Genomic DNA, 24,372 nt, shown 5'->3' with positions numbered 1-24,372 from the left:
GATCAGGACTGCGCCTCGATGTAGCTCACGGCGTCCCCGACGGTCTTGAGGTTCTGCACCTCGTTGTCAGGGATCTTGACGCCGAACTTCTCCTCGGCGGCGACCACGACCTCCACCATGGAGAGCGAGTCGACGTCCAGGTCGTCGGTGAAGGACTTCCCCTCGGCCACGTCGTCCGGGTTCACCCCGGCAACCTCTTCGAGGATCTCGGCGAGGCCGGCGGTGATCTCGTCACGGGTCATTGCGGTGGGTTCCTCTCATCGGGTTCTCTCGACGGGGCGGCGACGCCACCCGTCGCTCCTCGGCGCTGCGCGCCGTGGGGGTATCAGGGGCAGCGGACGACCTGACCGGCGTAGGTCAGGCCGCCGCCGAAGCCGAACAGCAGCACCGGGGCGCCGGAGGGCACCTCGCGACGCTCCACCAGCTTGGACAGGGCCAGCGGAATGCTGGCCGCGGAGGTGTTGCCGGACTCGACGATGTCCTTCGCGATGATCGCCTGTGGGATGTTCAACCGCTTCGCGATGCCGTCGATGATCCGGGCGTTGGCCTGGTGCGGGACGAAGGCGGCCAGCTCCGACGGGTCGACACCGGCGCGTTCGCACGCCTGTAGGGCGAGCGGTGCCAGCGCCGTGGTGGCCCAGCGGAACACCGTCTGACCCTCCTGGGCGACGTACGGCCGCCAACCCTCGATGCGTACCGCGTCGCCGCGCTCCGGCACCGAGCCCCAGACCACCGGACCGACGCCCGCCGGCTCGTCCTCGGCGGCAGCGGTGACCACGGCCGCGCCCGCGCCGTCGCCGAAGATGATGCAGGTGGAGCGGTCGGTCCAGTCGGTGAAGTCGGACAGCTTCTCCGCGCCGATCACCAGGGCGTTGCGGGACGCGCCGGCGCGGATCGCGTGGTCGACCGTGCCCAGCGCGTACGCGAAGCCGGAGCAGGCGGTGTTCACGTCGAACGCCCCCGGGACGTTGATCCCCAGCTTGGCGGCCACCCGGCAGGCCACGTTCGGGCTGCGGTCGATCGAGGTGCAGGTGGCGACCACCACCAGGTCGATGTCGGCAGCGGTCAGGCCGGAGTTCGCCAGCGCCTTGTCGGCTGCGGCTGCGGCCATGTCGGCGACCGTCTCGTCACCGGCGATCCGGCGGGTCGCGATGCCTACCCGGTCGCGGATCCACTCGTCGCTGGTTTCCACCAGTTGAGCGATCTCGTCGTTGGTCACCACCCGGGACGGCTGGTAGTGCCCGAGGGACAGGATCCGGCTGCCCGTCATGACGAGGCCTCCCCAGCATGGTCGCGAGACGTGAGCGAAGTGTTTTCGTTTACCGGACCGCCGGCCGTCGTGCCGTGCCGGGCGATGAGCTCCCGGGCGGCGGGCAGGTCGTCCGGGGTCTTCAAGGTGACGATCTCCGGTGCACCGGCACCGGCAAGCTCGCGCTTGACCAGGCCGGCGAGCGTGCCGGCGGGCGGCAGCTCGATCACGCCGGTCACGCCGAGGGCGGCGAGGGTGGCCATGCAGAGGTCCCAGCGGACCGGGGCGGTGACCTGGCGGACCAGCCGTTCGAGCAACTCCCGGCCGTTGTCGACCGCCGTCCCGTCGAGGTTGGACAGCAGGATGCGGTCCGGATCGCTCGGGGTGATCCCGGCGGCGACGGTGGCCAGCGCCGCTTCCGCCGGAGCCATGTACGGGGTGTGGAACGCGCCGGCCACCTGCAACCGGACGACCCGGACCCGTTCCGGGGGCTCGGCGGCCAGCTTCTCCAGCCCGTCGAGCGCGCCGGCGGCGACGACCTGGCCCTTGCCGTTGCGGTTGGCGGCTGACAGTCCGTGCGCATTTATCGCGGCGGTCACCTCGTCCGGGTCGCCGCCGAGCATGGCGGCCATGCCGGTCGGTTCCAGCGCGCAGGCGGCGGCCATCTCCCGGCCGCGTACGCCGGCGAGGGTGATCGCGTCCGTCGCCGGTAGCGCCCCGGCCAGCGCCGCCGCGCCGAGTTCACCGACACTGTGCCCGGCGGTCACCGCTACCTGGCGCATCGGCAGCTGCTCGGCGGCGAGCAGCGCGGCGGCGACCAGCAGCGGCTGGGTGCGCGCGGTGTCCCGGATCTCGTCGGCGTCGGCGGTGGTGCCCAGGCGCACCAGGTCGACGCCGGCCAGCTCGGACCACGAGCGCAGTCGAGCCTCGGCGTCGGGGAGGTCGAGCCAGGGGGTCAGAAAGCCGGGTTTCTGGGAACCCTGGCCGGGGCAGAGTACGGCGAGCACGTCTATGACTCTCCTGGATACCCATGGGTTGCGCTGTGCCGGCTGGCACCAAACCGCACTAGGTCAGTTGGAGGGATCCTACAAAGACTGACGCTGGTCATCACCATGCTGTGATCTTTTACTGACTGGTGGGGCCAATGTCTGGGTAGGTACCACCGGATCCAGCCGGCCAACCGTCAGCGCGACCCGCAGCGCGAAGGCGTCCCGGGGCGCCAGGGGGCTGAAGCCGGTCACCTCGGAGATCCGCCGCAGCCGGTAACGCACCGTGTTCGGGTGCACGTACAGCGCCCGGGCGGCGCTCTCCAGCGTGCCACCGGCGGCGAAGAAGGCGTCCAACGTCTCCAGCAGCTCACCGCCCGCGCGGACCAGCACCGCGTACACGTCATGGCGCAGCCGCCGACGGGCCTCGGCGTCGCCCGCCAGGGCCCGCTCGGGCAGCAGGTCACCGGCGTGCACCGGACGTGGTGCCGCCGGCCACGCCGGGGCGGCCCGGTAACCGGCCAACGCCGCCCGGGCCGACTCGGTCGCCTCGTCCAGGCTCGGCACCGCCGGACCGACCACCACCGGTCCCTCGCCGAAGGCGGTGAGCAGCTTGCCGGTCGCCGCGACCGGGTCGGCCGCCCCGCCGAGCACGATCACCAGGCGGTCGCCGTGCACGCCGCCGATCACCTCGACCCCGATCCGTCGGGCCTGTCGGTAGACGGTGTGCAGGACCGCGGCGACCTCGCCGCCGGGGGAGGGGCCGACCGCCACCGCCACCGGTGGCGCGTCCGTCCAGCCGAGCGCGGCGGCGCGGCTGGCCAGCACGTCCGGTGAGTCGCCGCGCAGCAGCGCGTCCACCAGCAGGGCCTGCAACCGGGCATCCCAGGAACCGCGCGATTCGGCGGCCCGGGCGTAGACCCGGGCGGCGGCGAAGGCGATCTCCCGGGAGTACCGCAGCACCGCCTCCCGCAGCTGCGGCTCCTCACCGGGGGCGGCGAGGTCGCTGACCTGCTCCTCCACCACGTCGATGGTCACCTTGATCAGGGCGACGGTCTGCTGGAGGGTGATCGAGCGGGCCAGGGCCTGCGGCGCGGTGGCGAACACCTCGTCGGAAACCTCCTGGGTGCCCTCGGCGGCCCCGCCGCCGGAGCGCAACCACTGGACCAGGGAGCGGGCGCCGGCCTGGGCCACCAGCATCACCCAGGAGCGCTGGTCGGCCGGCAGTTCCCGGAACCAGGGCAGGGTCTCGTCCATCCGGACCACGCTCGCGGTGGCCAGCGCGCCGGCCGCCCGCTCGATCCGGCGCAGCGTGGCTGACAGGTCCGTGCTGCCCGACTCGCTCACCCGCCTAGCCTGACATGCGCTGACCTGGACCTTGACGGCAGGCGTCGACACCGGTGCCGCCGACGGCCGAACCGGTACGCGCTGCGCGGCGGGTCAGAACCGGCCAGTACGGTGACAGGGCACGTCGGGTGGGCGCCGGCGGGTGAGGGCGAGCGTGAGGAGACGCCGATGGCGTACGGGGAGGCCGACCACGGCTGTGCCCAGGGGGAGCCGTGCCGACCGGGCCCGCACGAGCAGCCGGCCCTCGCCAAGCCCCACCGCAGGCCGCCCGGTCTGGCGCATCCGGTCGAGCCGGGCGCCGGTCGAATGGCGGAGCGCCCTGAGGACGATCCCGCGTCCGCCCGGCAGCGCGGCGGCGAGCCACCGGTGCCCCGTCAGCGCACCGTCGAGCCGTCCACGGCAGGGCAGACCGACCCGACGGCCAGCGGGTGCCGCAGTGACCTGCCCGGCTGGGCCGGGGCGCACCGGCACGGTCCGGTCCGCCCGGCCCAACGCAGCCTGCGGCGGGAACGCCCGCCGGGTCGTTGGTGCTGAGCGGCGGTACAGCCCAGCCAGCCAGGCTGCTGCGGGGCGTGCGCGGGCCGGACGATCGAGCGCCGGAGGTGGCGTCAGTGGGTACGGCGGCGGATCAGTAGCGCGATCCCGGCGAGCCCGAGGGTGATCACCAGCACCACCGCGACGTTCAGCAGGAGCAGGCGGCGCAACTCGCTGAACGCCTCGTTGATGTCCTGCGCGGGGTTGAGCGCGTCCTCCGGGATGATGCGTTCACCACCGCCGGCACCCCCGCTGACCGCCTCGTAGGTCCGTTCCAGCGGCACACCGGCGGTGCGCAGCGTCTCGGACATGCTGACCCGTCCGAGGTACCAGGCCGCGCTGACCTTGCGGTCGGGCTGCTTCGCCGGGCGGTAGACGCGCGGCCCGCCGACCGCCTTCGGGTAGAGGTCGTAGGTCTGCTTCGGAGCGTCACCGGCCAGCACCAGGACCGTGTACTTCGGACCGAGGTCGTCCTTCTTCGGACCGCCGGACTGGCGGACCAGGCCCTTGTGATTGACCTGCTCGATGACGGCGACGACATGCGTGGGGTGGGTGTCGGCGCGCAGGCGCAACGGCTCGGCCAGCCCGTGCCCGGTGATGTCCACGCCAGCCGGTGGCGTCTTCGGCGCCGCCCCAGCCACCTCGGCAGAGGTGAGCGACAGGAGCAACGCCGCCATCGCACCCGCCGTCGCCCGGGCCAGTCGCCTCATCCGTCGGACCATGCCGCCTCCTCGCCCCGTTCGATGGGTGGCCGTGCTGCAGGGGTCACACACGTTGGAAGGCCGACGGTGGTGACCGTGCCCACAGGACAGGTACCCACTCAAAGACTCCGCGGAACGCCGATCGGTTGCAGCTGATGGAACACTAATTGGAACTATCTGCGATTGCGACCCGACCAACGACCAGCCGCGAAGCAGCGGGCGGATTTTACCTTTGCGGAGGCCATGATGGGGGGCAGGATAGCGCGTCTGACGCGTTTCGGGGCAGCGGTGTTCGGCGTGGCGTTCGGCGTGTCGTTGCTGATGCCGGCGGTGCCGGCTGCCGCACACAACCAGTTGACCGGCAGCAGCCCTCGCGACGGTGCCCGGGTGGCCGAGGCGCCGGAGCGCGTCGAGCTGCGCTTTCTGGCCCGGCTCGACGAGGACACGACGAAGGTCACGGTCACCGGGCCGGACAATGTCGACGCGGCCGGTGGAGAGCCGCGTTTCTCCGGCAACCGGGTCAGCGTGCCGTTCACTCCCGGCGCGGCGGGGCTGTACGTCGTCGGCTACCGGCTGGTGTCCGGCGACGGTCACCCGATCACCGGCGAGGTGCGGTTCACGCTGACCACCGGCACGCCCGCCGACCCGACCCCGGAACCGACCGCCGCCGATCCGACGGCGACCGGTACGGCCGCGAGTACTCCGGCACCTGTCACTCCTGAGGCAGCCACGCCCATGCCCATGTCGGACGAGTCCTCCGGCGGCGGATGGTGGTGGGCGGCCGTCGCGGTGCTGCTGTTGCTGGCCGTCCTGGCCACTGCCCGGCTGATCCGCCGCCGCGCCGCCCGCCGTGGCTGAACGCTGACAGCCCGGCCGCTCGGCCAGGGCCGGTGCAGTCAGACCAGGCGGACCCGGGCCGCGCGCATCCGGGTCAGCGCGCGCTCGCGCCCGAGCACCTCCAACGACTCGAACAGCGGCAAGCCGACGGTCCGGCCGGTGACCGCGACGCGTACCGGTGCCTGGGCCTTGCCGAGCTTGAGGCCGCGCTCCGCGCCGACCGCCTCCAGCGTTGTCTTGAGCGTCTCCGCGTCCCACGAGTCGACAGCCTCGAAGGCGGCGATGGCGGCGTCGAGCAAGTCCGCCGACCCCTCCTTCATCGCCTTCGTCCAGGCCGCTTCGTCGATCAGCGGGGAGTCGACGAAGAAGAAGTCGACGTTCGGCACGATCTCGCTGAGCACCGCGATCCGGGTCTGCGCCAACGGGGCGACCGCCGCGAACACGGCCGCGTCGAACTCGGCCGGCTGCCAGGGCGGCGGCGCGATGGTGCCGGTGCCGGTCAGCCAGGGCTGGCACGCCTCGATGAACTCGGCCACGGGCAGCGCCCGGATGTACTCGCCGTTGAACGCGCGCAGCTTCTTCTCGTCGAAGAACGCGGGGGACGGGTTGACCTCCGCCAGCCGGAACTCGTCCTCGATGACCGACCAGGGCACGATCTCCCGGTCTCCGGAGGGCGCCCAGCCGAGCAGCATCAGATAGTTGCGCATGGCCTCGGCGAGGTACCCCTCGTCGCGGTACGCCTCCAGGGCGACCTTGTCGCGGCGCTTGGAGAGCTTCTGCCGCTTCTCGTTGACCACCACCGGCACGTGCGCCCAGATCGGCGGCTTCACCCCGAGCGCGTCCCAGAGCAACTGCTGTTTCGGGGTGTTCGGCAGGTGTTCCTCGGCTCGGATCACATGCGTGATCCCCATGGTCATGTCGTCCACCACGTTGGCCAGCAGGAAGACCGGCGAGCCGTCCCCCCGGGCGATGACGAAGTCCTCGATGAGCTTGTTCTCGAAGGTCGGCTCGCCCCGGATCAGGTCAATCACCACCGTGGCACCCTCGTCTGGGGTGCGGAAGCGCAGCGCCCGGCCATCACCGGGGGGCAGCGCCCGGTCGCGGCAGTAGCCGTCGTAACCGGTGTACTGGTTGCCGGTGCGGGCCTGCACCGCCTCCCGGGTGCAGTCGCAGTAGTACGCTCGGCCCGCCTCGTACAGCCGCCGCGCGGCGGCCCGGTGCTCACCGGCGTACGAGGACTGGAAGTAGGGCCCCTCGTAGCTGCCCCGCTCGATACCGATCCAGTCCAGCGCGGAGAGGATGCCCTCGGTCCACTCCGGCTTGTTGCGGGCCGCGTCGGTGTCCTCGATGCGCAGCACGAACACCCCGCCCTGCTGCCTGGCGTAGATCCAGTTCTGAAGTGCTGAGCGGGCACCGCCGACGTGGAACATACCGGTCGGGGAAGGGGCGAAGCGCACACGTACCGTCACGACCTCCAGCCTACGGCGACATGCGACCGCACTCGGCCAAGGGGTACGCCTCAGGGCACCGAGCGGATCTTCAGGACCAGGACGCTACCGAGCAGGGTCACCGCGGCGGTGGTCGCGTAGAGCGCCGGATATCCGCCCAGGTGCACCACGATCGGGGCGGAGACGGCCGGACCGAGCACCTGGGGCGCGGAGTTGGCAATGTTGATCACGCCGAGATCCTTGGCCCGGTCGGTGGCCCTCGGCAGCACCTGGGTGATCAGCGCGGCGTCCACCGACAGGTACACGCCGTAGCCGGCGCCGAGGACCAGCGCGGCGATCACCGCCACCGGCCAGGTGGGGGCGGCGGCCAACAGCAGCGCCGCCGCGGCCATCACCACGCCCGCGGCGATCACGAAGACCTTCCGCCGGCCGGAGCGGTCCGAGAGCCGACCGGCGATGACGGTGGTGGTCATCAGACCGGCGGTGTAGAGCAGGATCAGCACCAGCAACCCGCCCTCGGGGTCGGCGACCCGGACCTCGTCGGTGAGGAAGTAGAGCAGGTAGAGCGTGCCGAAGGCGTTGCCGAGCTGGACCAGGAACCGGGTGATCCACGCCCAGCCGAAGTCCGGGTACCGGCGCGGTGAGACCCACATCCCGGCGAGCAGACCGCGCAGCGCCGGCCGGTGCGTGCGGGGTAGCGGATCGTCGGTGGTGCGCAGGGCGAACGGCAGGGCGAGCAGCAGGACGGCGGCGGCGACGGCCAGGTAGCCGGCGGTGTTGCCGGTGACCAGGACGGTGACCAGCACGACGCCGAGGACCAGCCCCAGCGCCTGCGGGATGCCGACCCAGCCGGAGACGCCGCCCCGCTGGGCGACCGGAACCCGGTCCGGCACCGCGGCGGTCAGGCTGGCCAGCATCGCGTTGAAGCAGACCTGGGCGGCCACCCAGCCGACGGTCACCCCGAGCACGGTACGGGCCTGAGCCAGCAAGGCCAGCGCCAGCGCGCCGAGCACCGCCCCGCCGAGGGTCCAGACGTGCCGACGGCCGAACTCCCACCGGCCCAGTCGCAGGCAGGTGCGGTCCGACAGGGCGCCGGCGAGCGGGTTGGCGAGCACCGCCGCGAGGGCGCCGAAGCCGGTGACCACGGCCAGCATGGTCTCCTTCTCCGTCGGTGCGATCTGCCCGATCTGCTGCGGTAGCAGCACCTGGATCGGGGTGAAGAAGGCCATCCAGACGCCGAGGTTGGCGGCGAACAGCAACGCGATCCATCCGCGCCGGACCGGCACGGTCGGCTCGGCGAGCGCGGCCGGCAGCGAGGCCGGCGTGGGGTCGACGGTGGTCACCGAGGTTCCCGCCGGGCGGTCGCGACGACCTCGCGCAGCCAGGCGTACGAGGACTTGGGCGTGCGCTGCCCGGTGCGGAAGTCCACGTGCACCAGGCCGAATCGCTTGGTGAAGCCCTCGGCCCACTCCCAGTTGTCCAGCAGCGACCAGACGAAGTAGCCGGTCACGTCGACCCCGTCGTCGATGGCGGCGCGGACGGCCCGCAGGTGACCGTCCAGGTAGGCGATCCGGTCCGGGTCGGGCACCTGTCCGTCGGCGTCGGGCGCGTCGTCGTAGGCGCAGCCACTCTCGGTGACCTGGATCGGCGGCAGCGCCCTGCCGTAGCGGTCACGCAGCCAGCCGAGCAGCTCACGCAGCCCCTCCGGGACCACCGGCCAGTCGAAGGCGGTACGCGGGTATCCGGTGAGCGGCACCAGCTCGAAAGGCAGCGGCGATCCCTCCTCCGGGGCGCGTACCGCGGTGGGGTTGTAGTAGTTGACGCCGAGCACGTCGATCGGCGCGGCGATCACGTCCAGGTCGCCGTCGCGGACCGCAGCGGTGTCGAAGTTCAGTTCCGCCGGGTACCCGCGACCGAGCAGCGGGTCGGTGAAGAGCTGGTTGTGCAGGGCGTCGTAGGCCGCCCCTGCGGCGGCGTCGGCCTGGCTGCCCCCGACGACGCGCACCGGCGAGTAGTTGTTGGCGATGGCCACCGGGCTGGTGCTGCGGGCACGCAACGCGGCGACCGCGAGCCCGTGACCGAGCAACTGGTGATGGGCGACCGGGAAGGCGTCGAAGAGCAGCATCCGGCCGGGGGCGTGGACGCCGGTGGCGTGCCCGAGGCTCATGTGGATGAAGGGTTCGTTGAGGGTGATCCAGAGCCGGACCCGGTCGCCGAGGCGCGTGGCCACCACGTCCGCGTACTCGGCGAAGCGGTGCGCGGTGTCCCGGTTCAGCCAGCCCCCGGCGTCCTCCAACGGCTGGGGCAGGTCCCAGTGGAAGAGAGTGGCGACCGGATCGATGCCGTGCGCGAGCAGCTCGTCGACCAGCCGCTCGTAGAAGTCCAGCCCCGCGGGGTTGACCTGGCCGGTGCCGCTGGGCAGCACCCGGGGCCAGGCGATCGAGAAGCGGTACGCGCTCACCCCCAGCCCGGCCATCAGGGCGACGTCCTCGGCGTACCGGTGGTAGTGGTCGCAGGCCACGTCGCCACTGCTGCCGTCGATGATCCGGCCGGGGGTGTGGGCGAAGGTGTCCCAGATGGACGGTCCCCGTCCGTCGGTGTCGGCGGCGCCTTCGATCTGGTACGCGGAGGTGGAGACGCCCCAGCGGAAGCCGGTGGGGAACTCGGGCATCGGTGCGGTCGACATACGCCCTCCCGGTCGCTCGAACGCGAAACGTGCTCGGAACTCTAGGGGGCGGCGAGGCGGTGCGCCATAGGCTCCCGAGCGGCCGAGAGCAATACCTTTCGGCGTGTCTTTTACGAACCCGTCCATATACGTCCGTTTTTGCGCATAGAGTGCCGAATATTGTGGGATGTCCTCACTGGAGGAAGACGGAAATGATCCTCGTGGAACGCAGCGCGCACGTGGCGGCGCCGGTGGAAGCGGTCTGGGACGTGGTGCAGCGGGCCGAGCAGTTGCCGGCCTGGCTGGCCGGGGTCCGTGCGGCCGAGGTCCTCTCGGGGGAGGGCTTCGGTCGGCGGCAGCTGGTCCAGGCCGGACGCGGCGCCGCGCATGAGGCCGAGGTGATCGCCTATCAGGAGCCGACCCTGATCGGCTGGCGCGAACGCGCCAAGGGCGCCGGTGCCCGAGCGGAGGCGCGCACCGAGATATACGTCCAGCTCACACCCGACGAACAGGAGGGCGGCACGGTCGTGCGGCTCATCGTCGTTCGCTGGCCGGCCGGCCCGGTCAAGGCCGCCCTGCTTCGGCTCGGCCTGCGTCGGGTCGGCGCCGACCTGGAGGACTCGCTGGCCCGGCTGACCGATCTGGCCGCCGTCGGCTGACGGGCCGCGTCCCGGCGTCACCCGCGAAGGTGGCGGCCCCGGTGTCCCCTCCAGGGGCACCCGGGCCGCCACCGCTCGTCGGTACCCGGCGCGACAGGTCACACGACCACGGTGAAGGCGGCGACGCGTACCTCGTCGAGGTGCCGGAACTCGAAGAACAGCCGGTAGGTGCCGGCCGACGGCACGGTGACGCCGAACGCCACCACCGAGCTGGGCTGGCTGGCCGCCGCCGGATGCACGTGCAGGTACGCCAGATCGCCCTGGCGCAACGCCACCAGGTGGCCGTACGCGCCCAGATGCCGTTGCAGGTCATTGACTGGCTGCCCGTCGTGCCCCAGCCACACGAGCACCTGGTTGGACTCGCCCGCCCGCAGCCCACCGTCGAGGGTGACCGTGTAGCCGTCCACCAGGATCGTCTCCTCGGGCGGAGCCAGCGGACCTGAGGCGTACCGGCCGGGAACCGGCACGTCGATGCCGAGCGTGACGCCCGCCGGTGCCCCCTGCGGCCAGAAGTCCGCGATGGCCCGGAGCGGGCCGGGCGCGGTAGGTGTGACAGTGACCCGCCAGGTGCCGTCGGCCGACATCTCCGGGTGCACGTGCTGATAGCCGGAGAGATCCCGACCGACCAGGATCAGGTGCATCCGGCGCTCATGGTTCTCCTTGAAGGTGGTGAGCGCCGCGCCGGCCGCGTCGGTGATCCGGAAGGCCAGTTCACCCGGCCGGCCGGCGGTCAGGCTCGGGGTGTCCAGGGCCAGGGTCCAGCCGTCGCGGGACACCTCCAGCCCGCCCGGGCCGTGACCGAGGTGCGCGGTGGACGCCGCCTGCGGTGTCGGACCGGAGGTCGGCGCACCCGCGCGACCGGCGAAGAAGCCGACGGTCAGGGTCAGGCCGAGCACAAGCGTGGCGGCGGCGTACCGCCACGCGGTGCCGCCCGGCGGCACCGGGTCGGGGCGGGGGCGCCCCGGCTGGGACGCCCCCTCGACCTGGCCGGCGGCCGTGCCCGGCCGATGGTCGGTGGCGGTCATGACAAGCGCGGCTGGAGTACGAACAGCCCCTGCTCGATGCCGCTGACCACCACGATGCCGCTCGGGTAGTACGGGTAGGTGCTCCACGCCCCGTTCATCGAGGCGCTGTTGCTCGACGGGTAGATGTCGAAGTACCCGGCCTCGGTGGCCTGACCGCCTGCCACGTTACGCAGGTCCAGGATGCGCAACCCGGCCCGGTAGTTGGCCTGGTAGCTGTAGCTGCCCTTGACGTACTGGTTGTGATCGGTGGCCTGGACCCCGGACGGGGCGCTGTAGGTGCCGATGTGCCGGGGCGCGTCGAGGTCGGCCAGGTCCCAGATGTAGGTCTGGGTCCGCACCCCGCGCCGGGTCTCGTCCAACTCGTCGTCGAGCAGGAAGTAACGCTGGTTGTCGGTGAACCAGCCCTGGTGGGTGTACGCCCGCCCGCTGTAGCCGATGCGGGACAGCTGCCGAGGAGCCGACTTGGTGGTCACGTCGACCACGGTCACCGTGTCCTCGTTGGAGCTGACGCAGATCTCCCGCCCGGTGTAGGTGGTGTCCGGACCGCGGTAGACCACGCACTGGGTGTCGTGGGTGTAACCGTCGTTGCTGACACAGCCGGCGTACACCGGCGACTTCGGGGTGCGGATGTCGACCATGTGCAGGCCGCCGCTACAGGTGTTCGTGCCGACCGCGTACGCGTACCCGGTCTGCTCGTTGATGGCGATGTTGTGCGAGTTGCCGAACCGGCTGTAGTGCGTGTTGGCCGTCCAGGTCTGCGGCGTGGTGACGCCACGCAACCGGGTCAGGTCGAACACCTGCATGCCGTGCCCGGAGACGTCCGCCACCACGTACGCGTGGTCCCGGTAGACCTTGATGTCCCGCCAGATCGCGGTGCGGTTCTGGTACGCGGGCAGGTTGCCCAGGTAGACCGGGGCGGTCGGGTTGGACACGTCCACGAACGAGGTGCCGTTGCGGCGACCGACCAGGGCGTACTCCTTGCCGGTCTGCGGGTCGGTCCAGCCCCAGATGTCGTTGGCCTGGCTGCCGCCGATGCTGGACAGCGGCATGAACGACAGCAGGTCCACATTGCGGCAGGGATAGCCCGCCGCCTGGCCGTTGGTGCAGGTCGCGGCGGCGGCCGCGACGAGTTGCTGAGTGGGTTCGCGCTGGGCCATGAACTCCTGCGCCGACGCACGCCCGGCCGGGGTGGCCGGGTCGTGGGCCACCGAGGGCGAACTCGCCGGGAGCATCGACACCACCAGGGCGCCGACGGCCAGGGCCAGACCGATCCGAACAGGTCGCATGTGCACTCCCTCCCGTCGCGCGCCAATGCGGCGGTGACGTCCCGGCCGGCGGTGGACGGGCGCGACGGGGTGAGTTCACCGGCCGGCCTGGTGTCCCTGGGGCAAGCTGAAACACCTATCGGCAATTGTGGATGCGTTGTGTTACACGAAAAAGATGCTCGTCGATACCGGAAGGGTCATACCTGCGGACTGGCCCGGTGGGCCCCACCGAGCCACGGCGCGGGCACCGCACGCGAAAGGGCCCGGCGCGGTGTGACACCGCGCCGGGCCCCTCGGGATGGAACTGTCAGCTGTCGCCGCCGGTTTCGCCGACCGGGGCGGCGTTCACGTCGTCGATGGCGTACTTCTTGGCCGCCTCGGCCGGCACGTGGGCCGGCACCGCCCCACGCAGCGCGAGCTGCCGCAGCGTCGCGACCGCCACCGACTCGGCGTCGACGTGGAAGTGCCGCCGCAGCGCGTGCCGGGTGTCGGAGAGCCCGAAGCCGTCGGTGCCCAGCGAGGTCCAGTCGCCCGGTACCCAGCGGGAGATCAGGTCCGGCACCGCGCGCATCCAGTCGCTGACCGCGACCTTCGGGCCGTCGGCGTCGGCCAGCTTGCGCTGGATGTACGGCACCCGCTGCTCGGCGCCCGGGTGCAGGAGGTTGTACTCCTCGCACTCCACCGCGTCGCGGCGCAGCTCCGTCCACGAGGTGACCGACCAGACGTCGGCGGCCACCCCCCAGTCCTGCGCCAGCAGCTGCTGCGCCTTGAGCGCCCACTGCATGCCGGTGCCGGAGGCCAGCAGGTTCGCCCGGGGGGCGTCCCCGTCCAGCGACGGCGCGGGGGAGTAGCGGTGGATGCCCTTGACGATGCCCTCGACGTCCACGCCGTCGGGCTCCGCCGGCTGGTGGATCGGCTCGTTGTAGACGGTGAGGTAGTAGAAGACGTTCTCCGGCTCCGCGCCGTACATCCGGTGCAGGCCGCTCTCCATGATGTGCGCGATCTCGAACGCGAACGCCGGATCGTACGCGACCACCGCCGGGTTGGTGGCGGCCAGCAGCAGGGAGTGACCGTCCTCGTGCTGGAGCCCCTCACCGTTGAGCGTGGTGCGTCCGGCGGTGGCGCCGAGCACGAAGCCCCGGGTCATCTGGTCCGCCGCGGCCCAGAAGCCGTCGCCGGTGCGCTGGAACCCGAACATCGAGTAGAAGATGTACATCGGGATCATCGGCTCGTCGTGGGTGGCGTACGACGTGCCAGCCGCGGTGAACGAGGCCACCGAGCCGGCCTCGTTGATCCCCTCGTGCAGGATCTGCCCGGCGGTCGACTCCTTGTACGACAGGAACAGCTCCCGGTCGACCGAGGTGTACCGCTGGCCGTGCGGCGAGTAGATCTTGGCGGTCGGGAAGATGGAGTCCAGACCGAAGGTGCGCGCCTCGTCGGGGATGATCGGCACCCAACGCTTGCCGAACTCCTTGTCCTTCATCAGGTCCTTGAGCAACCGGACGAAGGCCATCGTGGTGGCCACCTTCTGCTTGCCCGAACCGCGCTTGACGTCGGCGAAGCGCTCCGCGGCGGGGATGGCCAGCTGCTTGGCGCTGGTCCGGCGGGTCGGCAGGTAACCGCCGAGCTGCTTGCGCCGCTCGTGCAGGTACTGCATCTCGTCGGACTTGTCGTCCGGCCGCAGGTACGGCGGCAGGTACGGGTTCTCCTCCAGCGCCGAGTCCGGGACGTCCAGGTAGAGCCGGTCGCGGAAGGTCTTCAGGTCCTCCAGCGTCAGCTTCTTCATCTGGTGCGTGGCGTTGCGGCCCTCGAAGTGCGAGCCGAGCGTCCAGCCCTTGATCGTCTTGGCCAGGATCACTGTCGGCTGGCCGGTGTGCTCGGTCGCCGCCTTGTACGCCGCGTAGAGCTTGCGGTAGTCGTGCCCGCCCCGCTTGAGATTCCAGATCTCGTCGTCGGTAAGCCCCTCGACCATCTTGCGGGTGCGCGGGTCACGGCCGAAGAAGTGCTCCCGCACGTACGCCCCGGACTCCGCCTTGTAGGTCTGGTAGTCACCGTCGGGCGTGGTGTTCATCAGGTTGACCAGCGCGCCGTCGGTGTCGGCGGCGAGCAGCGGATCCCACTCCCGCCCCCAGACCACCTTGATGACGTTCCAGCCGGCACCCCGGAAGAACGCCTCCAGCTCCTGCATGACCTTGCCGTTGCCGCGTACCGGCCCGTCCAGGCGCTGGAGGTTGCAGTTGATCACGAAGGTGAGGTTGTCCAGCTCCTCGCGGGCGGCCACCCCGATCGCGCCAAGCGTCTCCGGCTCGTCCATCTCGCCGTCGCCGAGGAAGGCCCAGACGTGCTGGTCGGAGGTGTCCTTGATACCCCGGTGCTGCAGGTAACGGTTGAACCGGGCCTGGTAGATGGCGTTCAGGCCGCCCAGACCCATGGAGACCGTGGGGAACTCCCAGAAGTCCGGCATCAGCCGGGGGTGCGGGTACGAGGGGAGACCGCCGCCGGGGTGGGAAAGCTCCTGCCGGAAGCCGTCGAGCTGGTTCTCGCTGAGCCGGCCCTCTAGGTACGCCCGCGCGTACATGCCGGGGGAGGCGTGCCCCTGGTAGAAGATGTGGTCGCCGCCACCCGGGTGGTCCTTGCCCCGGAAAAAGTGGTTGAAGCCGACCTCGTAGAGCGACGCCGAGCTGGCGTAGGTCGAGATGTGGCCACCGACGCCGATCTCCGGCCGCTGCGCGCGGTGCACCAGCATCGCCGCGTTCCACCGCACGTACGCCCGAATCCGGCGCTCGACGTGCTCGTCACCGGGGAACCACGGTTCGCGCTCCGGCGGAATGGTGTTGATGTAGTCGGTGGTGGTCAGCGACGGCACGCCGACCTGACGCTCCCGGGCGCGCTCCAGCAGCCGCAGCATCACGTAGCGGGCTCGCTTGGTGCCACGGTCGTCGATGACACCGTCGAGCGACTCGACCCACTCGCTGGTTTCTTCGGGGTCGATGTCCGGAAGCTGGCTCGGCAGGCCGGCCGTGATCACCGGGCGCTTGCGTTCCGTAGCCACAGGCGTTCCCTCGGTTGTGTGTGGGATAGGTCTCTAGCGCCATCCTGCCCCGTCGTGGCACTCGGCGTCACGTCCACCCGGCCGAAGGGCGACGCTCGACACAGGTACCCACCAGTAACTTTGCCGGTCGGTGGCGGTCGCGGCGGGCGCACCGGTGGGTACCGGCGGGCCGTCGCCGGGTGGGGGAGAATGCGGGTGTGCGCAGTGAGCTGATCACCGTCCGGACCGGGTCCCGGCCGACCGTCCGGGACATCACGGCCGAGGCCGAACAGTTCGTCGCCGGCTCGGGCGACGGCCTGTTGCACGTCTTCGTGCCACACGCCACCGCCGGCGTGGCCATCATCGAGACCGGGGCAGGATCGGACGACGACCTGCTGACCGCGCTGGATGCCGTGCTGCCCACGGACGGGCGCTGGCGGCACCGGCACGGCTCGCCGGGGCACGGCCGCGATCACGTGCTGCCCGCCTTCGTCGCCCCGTACGCGACGCTGCCCGTGCTCGATGGGCGGCTGGCCCTGGGCACCTGGCAGTCGATCTGCCTGGTCGACACCAACGGCGACAATCCCACCCGGCAGGTCCGTTTCTCCTTCCTGTCCGGCTGATTTCCGTCCCCGCTCAGGGCCGAGCGGAACTGACCCGACGAACCTCTCGGTAGCCCGACGCCGTCAGTCAGACGAGGTCGCAGGCCGCCGCCCTAGGATGTGACCATGTCACGGCCGATCATCGCCCCGGCCGGCCCGGAACCGGCCGACCGCGCCCGGCTGGCCGGTGACGCGGTACGCCGGATCATGCACGTCGCCGCCGCCCTGCGGCACCACCAGGATCTCGACATCGCCACGCTGGGCCTGACTCCGGCCGTGGCCCGCGCCCTGTACCAGCTCGACCCGGACCGTCCGCTGCCCGCCCGCGAGCTCGCCGACCAGCTGCGCTGCGACCGGTCCAACGTCACCGCGCTGGTCGACAAGCTGGAGCAGGCCGGGCTGGTCGAGCGCTGGGTCGACCCGGCAGACCGGCGGCAGAAGACGTTGGTGGTGACCGATGCCGGCCGGCGGATGCGCGAGCGGGTCCATCTCGTACTCTCCGACTCCCGACTGCTGACCCGGCTCGACAACGAGGAACTCGCCGCACTTCGTGATCTGGTGTGGAAGGTTTCCGACGGCGGCTGCCCGGAGGACTGCGGCCCGACCGGGCAGCCGTGAGAGGCACTCGGCTGTGCGAGGCGTGCCCCGGTCGGTAATGCTGTCGGACGTGACCACCCCGCAGGATCTCGACGACCGGTTCCGGGAGTCCCTGGCCGCCCTCGCCGCGCCGCCGCACCGGAGCGACCCGGCACGGCCGGTGGCCGAGGGCAGCGCACTGACCGGTGCCCAACTGCTGGACCTCTTCGACGCCCAGGTCACCAGCCGGCAACTCGACCTGGCCGGCCGCTGGCTGCGTAGCTTCGGCGAGGGCTACTACACCATCGGCTCCGCCGGTCACGAGGGCAACGCCGCGGTGGCGGCGGCGCTGCGGCCCACGGACCCGGCCCTGTTGCACTACCGCTCCGGCGCCTTCTACTGCGTCCGCGCCGCCCAGGCGGACCCGTCCGCGCCGGCTGTGCCGCCGTCCGCGCCGGCTCTACCGTCCGCGTCGGCCGTGCCGTCGGGGGAGCCGGCCGCCGAGACCGCTCCGGCGGCCCGGGCCGGCCAGGCGACGGACGCTGCGGAGGCCGGCCATCCCACCGAGGCCGGCCCTTCCGGTCGGTCCGGCGCGCCGCCCGTTCCGGACCTGCCGGAGACCAGCGAAGAGGGAGCCGCCCCCGGCACGCCGGGCGAGCCGGCCAGCGGTCCGGTCACGGAGGGAACCGACTCGCCGAGCGGCGCGGGTTTGCCCGACGGCGTGGGCTCGCCCGGCGGCACGCCCGGCGCGGCGGCGATCGACCGGAGGGACGGTGACGCTGCCGACTCCGGCGTGAACCCGGTGGGGCAGGCGACCGCCGCCGGGGACCAACCGGCGGCCGTGCCACTGGCCGACTCCCGACCGGTCACCGTGACCGTGCCGGCCCCCGGGCCGAGCGACGGAGTCGGGCCCGACGGGATCCGGATGACGGGGGTCAAGCGGCCGTTGCCCCGGGCGTACGCCGACGCTGCCCGGGACGTCCTGCGCGGCATGGTGGCCTCCAGCCAGGAGCCGATCGCCGGTGGCCGGCACAAGGTGTTCGGCCGCGCCGACCTCGCGGTGGTCCCGACGACCTCGACCGTAGCCTCGCACCTGCCCCGCGCGGTCGGGATGGGTCTTGCCGTGGAGCGGCTGCGTCGGCTGGACGCCCGAGGCGAAGCCAACCGAGCCGGCCTGGAACCCGAACCGACGCCCTGGGCAGCCGACGCCATCGTGGTCTGTTCGTTCGGGGACGCCTCGATCAACCACGCCAGCGCCACGGCCGCATTCAACACCGCCGGCTGGTACGACCACACCGGCCTGCGCATCCCGGTGCTCTTCGTCTGCGAGGACAACGGGCTGGGCATCAGTGTCCGGTCGCCGCAGGGATGGGTGGCGACAGCCCTGCGGTCCAAGCCCGGCATCCGGTACTTCGCCGCCGACGGTGCCGACCTGGTCGGCACCTACGAGGTGGCGGTCGAGGCGGCGGCCTGGGTACGCCGGCACCGCCGCCCGGCCGTGCTGCACCTGACCACGGTCCGGCTGATGGGCCATGCCGGTGCGGACGCCGAGAGCGCGTACCGCCCCGCCTCGGAGATCACCGCCGACGTGGCCCGCGATCCGGTGGTCGCCACTGCCCGGCGGCTTGTCGAAGCGGGCCTGGCCGACGGCCCGGAACTGCTGGACCGCTACGACGAGATCGGCTGGCAGGTCCGCCGGATCGCCGAGGAGGTGCTCGACGAGCCGAAGCTGGCCGACGCCGCCGAGGTGATCGCTCCGCTGGCACCGCGCCGCCCGGTGCGGGTCGCCCTGGCGGTCGCCGACGCGGGCGCCCGCGCCGCCGGGCCTGACGCCGTGACCCGGGCCGAGGCGTTCGGCGGCAAGCCGCCGGAACTGGCCGGGCCGCTCACCCTCGCGCAGAGCATCAACGCGGCGCTCACCGACGGGCTGCTCAGCCATCCGCAGATGGCGGTCTTCGGTGAGGACGTCGCCGCCAAGGGCGGGGTCTACGGGGTGACCAAGGGACTGCGTGACCGGTTCGGTGTCGCCCGGGTGTTCGACACGCTGCTCGACGAGACCTCGATCCTCGGCCTCGGCCTCGGCGCGGGGTTGGCCGGAATGCTGCCGGTGCCGGAGATCCAGTACCTGGCGTACCTGCACAACGCCGAGGACCAGCTGCGCGGCGAGGCGGCGACGATGCGCTTCTTCTCGCAGGGAGCACTGCGCAATCCGATGGTGGTGCGGGTGGCCGGGCTGGCGTACCAGGAGGGCTTCGGCGGGCACTTCCACAACGACAACTCGGTGGCCGTACTGCGGGACGTGCCGGGCCTGGTGATCGCCGTGCCGGCACGGCCGGACGACGCGGCGGCGATGATGCGGACCTGCCTGGCGAGCGCGACGGTGGACGGCAGCGTCTGCGTGTTCCTGGAGCCGATCGCGCTCTACCACACCCGCGACCTCTACGCCGACGGTGATGGTGAGTGGCTGGCCGATTACGCCGATCCCGGCGCCTGGGCCGGCGGCCACGTGCCGGTGGGACGGGCCCGCGTGTACGGAGTCGGTTCGGCCGAGGACGTAACCATCATCACCTTCGGTAACGGCGTACGAATGTCGTTGCGGGCGGCGTCGGCGCTGGCCGACGAGGGGATCGGCACCCGGGTCGTGGACCTGCGCTGGCTTGCGCCACTGCCGGTGGCCGACCTCATCCGGGAGGCCGCCGCGACCGGCCGGGTGCTGGTGGTGGACGAGACACGCCGGTCCGGTGGGGTCGGTGAGGGGGTGATCGCCGCGCTGGTGGACGCCGGATATGTCGGCGCGGCACGCCGGGTGGCCGCAGTTGACTCTTTTGTGCCGCTGGGTCCGGCCGCCCGACAGGTCCTGGTGTCCGAGGAGGCCATCACCCAGGGTGCCCGTACGCTGCTGGCACGGTAAATTTCGTTCCACCCGGTGCGCCACTTGCGCAGGAGGGCACAACTGTGTGGACTTTGCCTGACGGCGTCGAGCAGACGCCGGCTCGGACGAGATGAGGAGGCACGCGACAGTGAGCGCGACCGCTGGTCAGGCTGCTGACGGGGTACGCAGCCTGGCGGACCGGTTCGGCATCGAGCCGGGGATGGTCGTCATGGAGATGGGCTACGACGACGACGTCGACTCCGATCTCCGAGACGCCCTGACCGACCGTTGTGGAGATCTGGTAGACGAGGACACCGACGAGGTGGTCGACGCGGTGCTGGTCTGGTACCGGGACGGCGACGGTGATCTCTTCGAGCTGCTCGTCGACGCCCTCGGCCCGCTGGCCGACAACGGGGTCGTGTGGCTGCTGACGCCCAAGGCCGGCCGCGACGGCCACGTCGAACCGAGTGAGATCGCCGAGTCGGCACCCACCGCCGGTCTTCAGCAGACTTCCACGGTCAACGCCGGCAAGGACTGGAGCGGTGCCCGACTCGTGCTACGTCGCGGCGCCAAGGGCAAGAAGTAACCCCACCCACGGCGAGTGACCGAGGCCGTCCCGAACCGATCCGAGGAGTTCGCATGCCTGTCGAGGTTGGCGTCGAGGCGCCCGACTTCGAGTTGAAGGACCAGAACAACCAGCAGGTCCGGCTCTCCGACTTCCGGGGCCGGCGCACCGTCCTGCTGGTCTTCTACCCGCTGGCGTTCACCGGGGTCTGCCAGGGTGAGCTGACCGAGGTGCGGGACAACCTCGACGAGTACGTGAACGACGAGGTCCAGGTGCTGACCGTCAGCGTCGATTCGGTGTACGCCCACAAGATCTGGGCGGAACGGGAGGGCTACCAATTCCCGCTGCTGTCCGACTTCTGGCCGCACGGCGCCGTCGCTCAGGCGTACGGCGTCTTCAACGACGTCGCCGGCATCGCCAACCGGGGCACCTTCGTCATCGACCGGTCCGGCGTGGTCCGCTTCGCCGAGATGAACATGCCCGGTGAGGCCCGCGACCAGCAGGGCTGGCGCAAGGCCCTGGCGGAGGCCGCGGCCTGACCCGGCCGCCGGTCGCGAGGCGTCCGCCGGGGCCGGCGGGTGGCAGGGTAAGCTTGCCAACCGCCGGCCCGCCGTACGGCGTCCGGGCGCGTAGCTCAGCGGGAGAGCACTCGCCTTACAAGCGAGGGGTCGCAGGTTCGAAACCTGCCGCGCCCACCACGCACCACCTACTCGTCTCGTCCGTTCAGGTTGAGCATCGCCGGCAGCAGGGTCAGCCCGAACAGGATCAGCATCACGCCCGACCCGAGGTCGAGTACGCCGATCAGGCTGCCCACCGAGTTGTGGGTGGTGAAGGGTGACTCTCCCAGGAAGGACATGCTCGACGCGGTGTGCAGGCAGGCTGCGGCAACGGCACTGGGACCGTAGCCGACCTCGTTGCCGTCGAGGTAGCGGTAGGAGCCGAAGGAGACGGCCGCCGTCAGGCAGAGCATGGAGTTGGCCAACACCATCGACGCCGCGAGGTAGATGTAGACCCGCAGTTCCGCGAGGTTCTCTCCGGTCGAGTCGACCCGGGTCCGGTGGAAGCCCGTGGTGAGGAACCGGCGGGCGTAGCCGCGTACGGTCAGATACCAGGTCAGCGCCTCGAAGAAGATCGCGATGACGATGGCGGCGGCGACAAGTGCGGCGCCGAGAGTGAGCCAGCGGGAGCCGGGTGGCCGGGGTAGGAAGAAGGCGGGACCGGCTGTGCCGAAGACGGTAAGCGCGACCAGCCCGGGCGCGGTGAAACAGACCGTGGCCCAGATCCGCAACGCGACGGCTGCCGCCCGCCACCGCCGGGACCGTCGCTGCCAACGTAGGTATCGCCGCCGGATCCGGTGATCTTTCGCGCCGAACGGGAAGAAGGTGCCGCCGCACTCGACCAGCAGGCGTAGCTTGGCCGCGTCGTCGGCGGGTGGCATCCGGTCGTACGCGAGTCGGTAGTCCCGGCCCCGTTCGCTGATCCAGCGGGTCGCGTTCGTGATGGCGGTCAGCTTCAGCAGCCCATGCAGGATGATCGTGATGTTGAGCAGGTCGACGACAACGGCCACCGCACCTCACCTCACCCGGGGCGGGTACCTACTGCGGGCATCGAGACTCGCTGATCGTATCGGTGTCGTGCTCCCGGCACCGGCGGCTCGGCATCCGGCGGGCGGCAGCGGTCCCGCGTCGGAGCAGGGAAGGAACAGCATGAGCTACGCGCAGCTCGACGGCGTTCGATTCTGGTACGAGACGGAGGGCGAAGGTCGCCCGCTGGTGCTGCTGCATGGCGGGTTCGGCACGGCGGAGACCTTCGCCGCGATCCGACCGGCGTTGGCGCGGCGTCGCCTGGTGGTCAGCGTCGATCTGCCGGGCCACGGCCGCACCGCCGACCCCGGCCGCCCGCTGCGGTACGAGTCGATGGCCGACGACGTGGCTGCGCTGATCGTTCACCTTGGTCTGGCCGAGGCCGAGGTGCTCGGCTTCTCCCTCGGCGGTGGAGTCGCCCTGCGGTTGGCGGTGCAGCACCGGCAACTGCTCCGCCGCCTGGTGGTGGTCTCCGCGCCATGTCGGCGGCAGGGCTGGTTTCCCGAGGTACTCGCCGGCATGCCCGAGCCCGACGAGGCGGCCGCCGAGCGGATGCGCGGCACCCCGCCCGAGCAGCTCTACCGGCGCGTCGCGCCCCGCCCGCAGGACTGGCCACGACTCTGGGTCCGGACCGGTGAACTGCTGCGCCGCGACTACGACTGGTCATCGGAGGTCGCGGCGATCACCACGCCGACGATGCTGGTCTTCGCCGACGCCGACTCGGTTCGCCCGGCGCACATGGTGGAGTTCTTCGGCCTGCTCGGTGGCGGCCATCGGGACGCCGGGTGGGACGGCACCGGTCGTCCGGCCGCGCGGCTGGCCGTCCTCCCGGGGCTCACGCACTACGACATCGTCGACTCACCGGCCCTGCCCACGGTGGTCCTGCCCTTCCTCACCCACGTGTCCACCCCGCCCACCTGAAACCCGGCCCCGCCACCCCCAAGGAGGTCGCCGGAGTGTCGCGGGGCTCCTCCGCCGCTGGGTCTGTGGATCTAAAGGTGTTTCCGGCCTGACCTGCCGGGCGTTGTGCCTGGTGAGGAGGGTGCCGTGATGACCGCGACACTGAACGACCAGACCGGACGGAAGAAGCGGCCCGAGCCGTCGGCGGAGGCGAAAGCCGCCGCTGAGCTGGTTCGGGCCGCGAAGGAGCAGGGCTTGTCGTTGACGGGTCCGGACGGGCTGTTGAAGCAGTTGACCAAGACGGTCCTGGAGACCGCGTTGAACGAGGAGATGACGGAGCATCTCGGTTATGCCAAACACGAACCCGACGGCGCCGGCTCGGGCAACATCCGCAACGGCACTCGGTCGAAGACGGTGTTGACCGACGCGTCGGGACCGGTGCAGATCGACGTGCCGCGGGACCGGGCGGGCACGTTCACCCCGCAGATCGTGCGCAAGCGGCAGCGTCGCCTGTCGGGCGTCGATGAGGTGGTGTTGTCGTTGTATGCCAAGGGTTTGACCACCGGGGAGATCTCGGCGCACTTCACCGAGATTTACGGGGCTTCGGTGTCCAAGGAGACGATCTCGCGGATCACCGACAAGGTGATCGAGGAGATGACCGACTGGTCCCACCGGCCCCTGGACGAGATCTACGCGGCGGTGTTCATCGACGCCATCGTGGTGAAGGTGCGGGATGGGCAGGTGGCGAACAGGCCGTTCTATGCCGCGATCGGGGTCACCCTCGACGGGGACAAGGACATCCTCGGGTTGTGGGCCGGCTCGGGTGGTGAGGGCGCGAAGTTCTGGATGAGCGTGCTCACCGACCTGCGCAACCGGGGCGTGAAGGACGTGTTCTTCCTGGTCTGCGACGGGTTGAAGGGCCTGCCCGATGTCGTCACGAACGTGTGGCCGCAGACGATCGTGCAGACGTGCGTGATCCACCTGATCCGCAACACCTTCCGGCTCACCTCGCGGCGCTACTGGGATGAGCTGAAGCGCGATATCAAGCCGATCTACACCGCCGTCAACGCCACCGCCGCGAGGGCCGCGTTCGACGACCTGGCCGAGAAATGGGGCGGCCGGTATCCGGCGGTGATCCGGCTGTGGGACAACGCGTGGGCGGAGTTCATCCCGTTCCTCGACTACGACCTGGAGATCCGCACCGTCATCTGCTCGACCAACGCGATCGAATCGTTGAACGCCCGCTACCGGCGGGCGGTCAAGGCCCGCGGCCACTTCCCCAACGAGCAGGCCGCGTTGAAGTGTCTGTACCTGGTGACCCGATCCCTGGACCCCACCGGGGCAGGCAGAACCCGATGGACGATGCGCTGGAAACCCGCCCTGAACGCCTTCGCCATCACCTTCAGCGACCGCTTCCCAGCCGCTGAAACCTACTAACCAAGATCGCCGGAAACACCCTTAGCGAGACAGGCCCCCGCCGCTGGGAGGGGAGCAACGTCGGGATTGTCGCGGGGCCACCGCTGCTCC

Annotated in this window: 22 protein-coding genes and 1 tRNA gene; 11 read left to right on the top strand and 12 right to left on the bottom strand. The window is 71.1% G+C overall.

Annotation, left to right across the window (positions count from 1 at the left end; translation table 11 throughout):
• Nucleotides 1–2: 2 nt before the first annotated feature.
• The 4 genes from ACN26Z_RS24080 to ACN26Z_RS24065 form a co-directional block, all read right to left on the bottom strand.
• Entirely contained in the window at nucleotides 3–242 is a 240-nt protein-coding gene (locus tag ACN26Z_RS24080) for an acyl carrier protein (RefSeq protein WP_007072348.1), read from the bottom strand.
• An 83-nt stretch (nucleotides 243–325) separates the two neighbouring features.
• Nucleotides 326–1,270 (bottom strand): beta-ketoacyl-ACP synthase III, encoded by a 945-nt coding sequence (locus tag ACN26Z_RS24075; RefSeq protein WP_093401315.1) that lies wholly within the window; start codon nucleotides 1,268–1,270, stop codon nucleotides 326–328.
• Nucleotides 1,267–2,256, bottom strand: a complete 990-nt coding sequence (locus tag ACN26Z_RS24070) for an ACP S-malonyltransferase (RefSeq protein WP_282237270.1) — start codon at nucleotides 2,254–2,256, stop codon at nucleotides 1,267–1,269. The genes ACN26Z_RS24075 and ACN26Z_RS24070 overlap by 4 nt, the downstream gene beginning before the upstream one ends.
• 78 nt (nucleotides 2,257–2,334) lie before the next feature.
• Nucleotides 2,335–3,633, bottom strand: coding sequence for a PucR family transcriptional regulator (locus tag ACN26Z_RS24065; protein WP_373870685.1), 1,299 nt, complete (start codon nucleotides 3,631–3,633; stop codon nucleotides 2,335–2,337).
• Nucleotides 3,634–3,750: 117 nt separating this feature from the next.
• Here ACN26Z_RS24065 and ACN26Z_RS24060 point away from each other — a divergent pair, with 117 nt between their 5' ends.
• Nucleotides 3,751–4,116, top strand: a complete 366-nt coding sequence (locus ACN26Z_RS24060) for a hypothetical protein (RefSeq protein ID WP_093401312.1) — start codon at nucleotides 3,751–3,753, stop codon at nucleotides 4,114–4,116.
• A 74-nt stretch (nucleotides 4,117–4,190) separates the two neighbouring features.
• Here ACN26Z_RS24060 and ACN26Z_RS24055 read toward each other — a convergent pair whose 3' ends face one another.
• Nucleotides 4,191–4,838: a hypothetical protein gene (locus tag ACN26Z_RS24055; RefSeq protein WP_421463507.1), complete on the bottom strand. Its 648-nt coding sequence runs from the start codon at nucleotides 4,836–4,838 to the stop codon at nucleotides 4,191–4,193.
• Between the two features lie 276 nt (nucleotides 4,839–5,114).
• On the opposite strand from ACN26Z_RS24055, the gene ACN26Z_RS24050 reads away from it, so the two are divergent.
• Nucleotides 5,115–5,675: a copper resistance CopC family protein gene (locus ACN26Z_RS24050; RefSeq protein ID WP_282237273.1), complete on the top strand. Its 561-nt coding sequence runs from the start codon at nucleotides 5,115–5,117 to the stop codon at nucleotides 5,673–5,675.
• A gap of 38 nt (nucleotides 5,676–5,713) precedes the next feature.
• On the opposite strand, the gene gltX is transcribed toward ACN26Z_RS24050, so the two are convergent.
• The 3 genes from gltX to ACN26Z_RS24035 are packed head-to-tail and all read right to left on the bottom strand — an operon-like array spanning nucleotide 5,714 to nucleotide 9,788.
• A complete protein-coding gene (gene gltX, locus ACN26Z_RS24045) occupies nucleotides 5,714–7,123 on the bottom strand; it encodes a glutamate--tRNA ligase (protein WP_421463506.1) in 1,410 nt (469 codons plus the stop codon).
• A 50-nt stretch (nucleotides 7,124–7,173) separates the two neighbouring features.
• On the bottom strand, nucleotides 7,174–8,445 hold the full coding sequence (locus tag ACN26Z_RS24040) for an MFS transporter (protein ID WP_421463505.1): 1,272 nt from the start codon (nucleotides 8,443–8,445) through the stop codon (nucleotides 7,174–7,176).
• Entirely contained in the window at nucleotides 8,442–9,788 is a 1,347-nt protein-coding gene (locus tag ACN26Z_RS24035) for a GH1 family beta-glucosidase (protein ID WP_421463504.1), read from the bottom strand. Before ACN26Z_RS24035 ends, ACN26Z_RS24040 begins: the two co-directional genes overlap by 4 nt.
• A gap of 191 nt (nucleotides 9,789–9,979) precedes the next feature.
• Between ACN26Z_RS24035 and ACN26Z_RS24030 the strand changes: the two genes are divergently transcribed.
• Nucleotides 9,980–10,426, top strand: coding sequence for an SRPBCC family protein (locus tag ACN26Z_RS24030; protein ID WP_093401307.1), 447 nt, complete (start codon nucleotides 9,980–9,982; stop codon nucleotides 10,424–10,426).
• A 98-nt stretch (nucleotides 10,427–10,524) separates the two neighbouring features.
• Here the strand turns inward: ACN26Z_RS24030 and ACN26Z_RS24025 are convergent, their stop codons facing one another.
• The 3 genes from ACN26Z_RS24025 to aceE all read right to left on the bottom strand — a co-directional run bounded on the left by ACN26Z_RS24025 (nucleotide 10,525) and on the right by aceE (nucleotide 15,768).
• Nucleotides 10,525–11,451, bottom strand: coding sequence for a hypothetical protein (locus ACN26Z_RS24025; protein WP_421463503.1), 927 nt, complete (start codon nucleotides 11,449–11,451; stop codon nucleotides 10,525–10,527).
• Complete coding sequence (locus ACN26Z_RS24020; protein ID WP_421463502.1) at nucleotides 11,448–12,737, bottom strand: choice-of-anchor B family protein; 1,290 nt, start codon at nucleotides 12,735–12,737, stop codon at nucleotides 11,448–11,450. Before ACN26Z_RS24020 ends, ACN26Z_RS24025 begins: the two co-directional genes overlap by 4 nt.
• Before the next feature lie 286 nt (nucleotides 12,738–13,023).
• Entirely contained in the window at nucleotides 13,024–15,768 is a 2,745-nt protein-coding gene (aceE, locus tag ACN26Z_RS24015; RefSeq protein WP_421463501.1) for a pyruvate dehydrogenase (acetyl-transferring), homodimeric type, read from the bottom strand.
• A gap of 197 nt (nucleotides 15,769–15,965) precedes the next feature.
• On the opposite strand from aceE, the gene ACN26Z_RS24010 reads away from it, so the two are divergent.
• The 6 genes from ACN26Z_RS24010 to ACN26Z_RS23985 all read left to right on the top strand — a co-directional run bounded on the left by ACN26Z_RS24010 (nucleotide 15,966) and on the right by ACN26Z_RS23985 (nucleotide 21,060).
• The gene (locus ACN26Z_RS24010; protein WP_093401303.1) at nucleotides 15,966–16,370 is read left to right on the top strand and encodes a secondary thiamine-phosphate synthase enzyme YjbQ; all 405 of its coding nucleotides are present in this window, start codon (nucleotides 15,966–15,968) and stop codon (nucleotides 16,368–16,370) included.
• A gap of 105 nt (nucleotides 16,371–16,475) precedes the next feature.
• Nucleotides 16,476–16,967 carry a MarR family winged helix-turn-helix transcriptional regulator gene (locus ACN26Z_RS24005; RefSeq protein WP_421463500.1) on the top strand — a complete coding sequence of 164 codons (492 nt, stop codon included), beginning with the start codon at nucleotides 16,476–16,478 and terminating at the stop codon, nucleotides 16,965–16,967.
• Between the two features lie 37 nt (nucleotides 16,968–17,004).
• The gene (locus ACN26Z_RS24000) at nucleotides 17,005–19,836 is read left to right on the top strand and encodes a thiamine pyrophosphate-dependent enzyme (protein ID WP_421464708.1); all 2,832 of its coding nucleotides are present in this window, start codon (nucleotides 17,005–17,007) and stop codon (nucleotides 19,834–19,836) included.
• Nucleotides 19,837–19,945: 109 nt separating this feature from the next.
• Entirely contained in the window at nucleotides 19,946–20,383 is a 438-nt protein-coding gene (locus tag ACN26Z_RS23995) for a DUF3052 domain-containing protein (protein ID WP_093401300.1), read from the top strand.
• A gap of 53 nt (nucleotides 20,384–20,436) precedes the next feature.
• A complete protein-coding gene (locus ACN26Z_RS23990; protein ID WP_421463499.1) occupies nucleotides 20,437–20,901 on the top strand; it encodes a peroxiredoxin in 465 nt (154 codons plus the stop codon).
• Between the two features lie 84 nt (nucleotides 20,902–20,985).
• A tRNA-Val gene (locus ACN26Z_RS23985) sits at nucleotides 20,986–21,060 on the top strand.
• A gap of 8 nt (nucleotides 21,061–21,068) precedes the next feature.
• On the opposite strand, the gene ACN26Z_RS23980 is transcribed toward ACN26Z_RS23985, so the two are convergent.
• On the bottom strand, nucleotides 21,069–21,929 hold the full coding sequence (locus ACN26Z_RS23980) for a hypothetical protein (protein ID WP_282237296.1): 861 nt from the start codon (nucleotides 21,927–21,929) through the stop codon (nucleotides 21,069–21,071).
• 139 nt (nucleotides 21,930–22,068) lie between these two features.
• Between ACN26Z_RS23980 and ACN26Z_RS23975 the strand changes: the two genes are divergently transcribed.
• Together ACN26Z_RS23975 and ACN26Z_RS23970 are read left to right on the top strand one after the other, a co-directional pair.
• On the top strand, nucleotides 22,069–22,866 hold the full coding sequence (locus ACN26Z_RS23975; protein ID WP_421463498.1) for an alpha/beta fold hydrolase: 798 nt from the start codon (nucleotides 22,069–22,071) through the stop codon (nucleotides 22,864–22,866).
• A gap of 129 nt (nucleotides 22,867–22,995) precedes the next feature.
• Nucleotides 22,996–24,282 carry an IS256 family transposase gene (locus ACN26Z_RS23970; protein WP_421460383.1) on the top strand — a complete coding sequence of 429 codons (1,287 nt, stop codon included), beginning with the start codon at nucleotides 22,996–22,998 and terminating at the stop codon, nucleotides 24,280–24,282.
• Nucleotides 24,283–24,372 lie beyond the last annotated feature (90 nt).

The sequence above is a fragment of the Verrucosispora sp. WMMD703 genome (assembly GCF_049178935.1).
Classification (GTDB): domain Bacteria; phylum Actinomycetota; class Actinomycetes; order Mycobacteriales; family Micromonosporaceae; genus Micromonospora; species Micromonospora sediminimaris.
The sequence above is the reverse complement of the archived record's forward strand: the minus strand, read 5'-3'. Positions and strand labels throughout refer to the sequence as shown.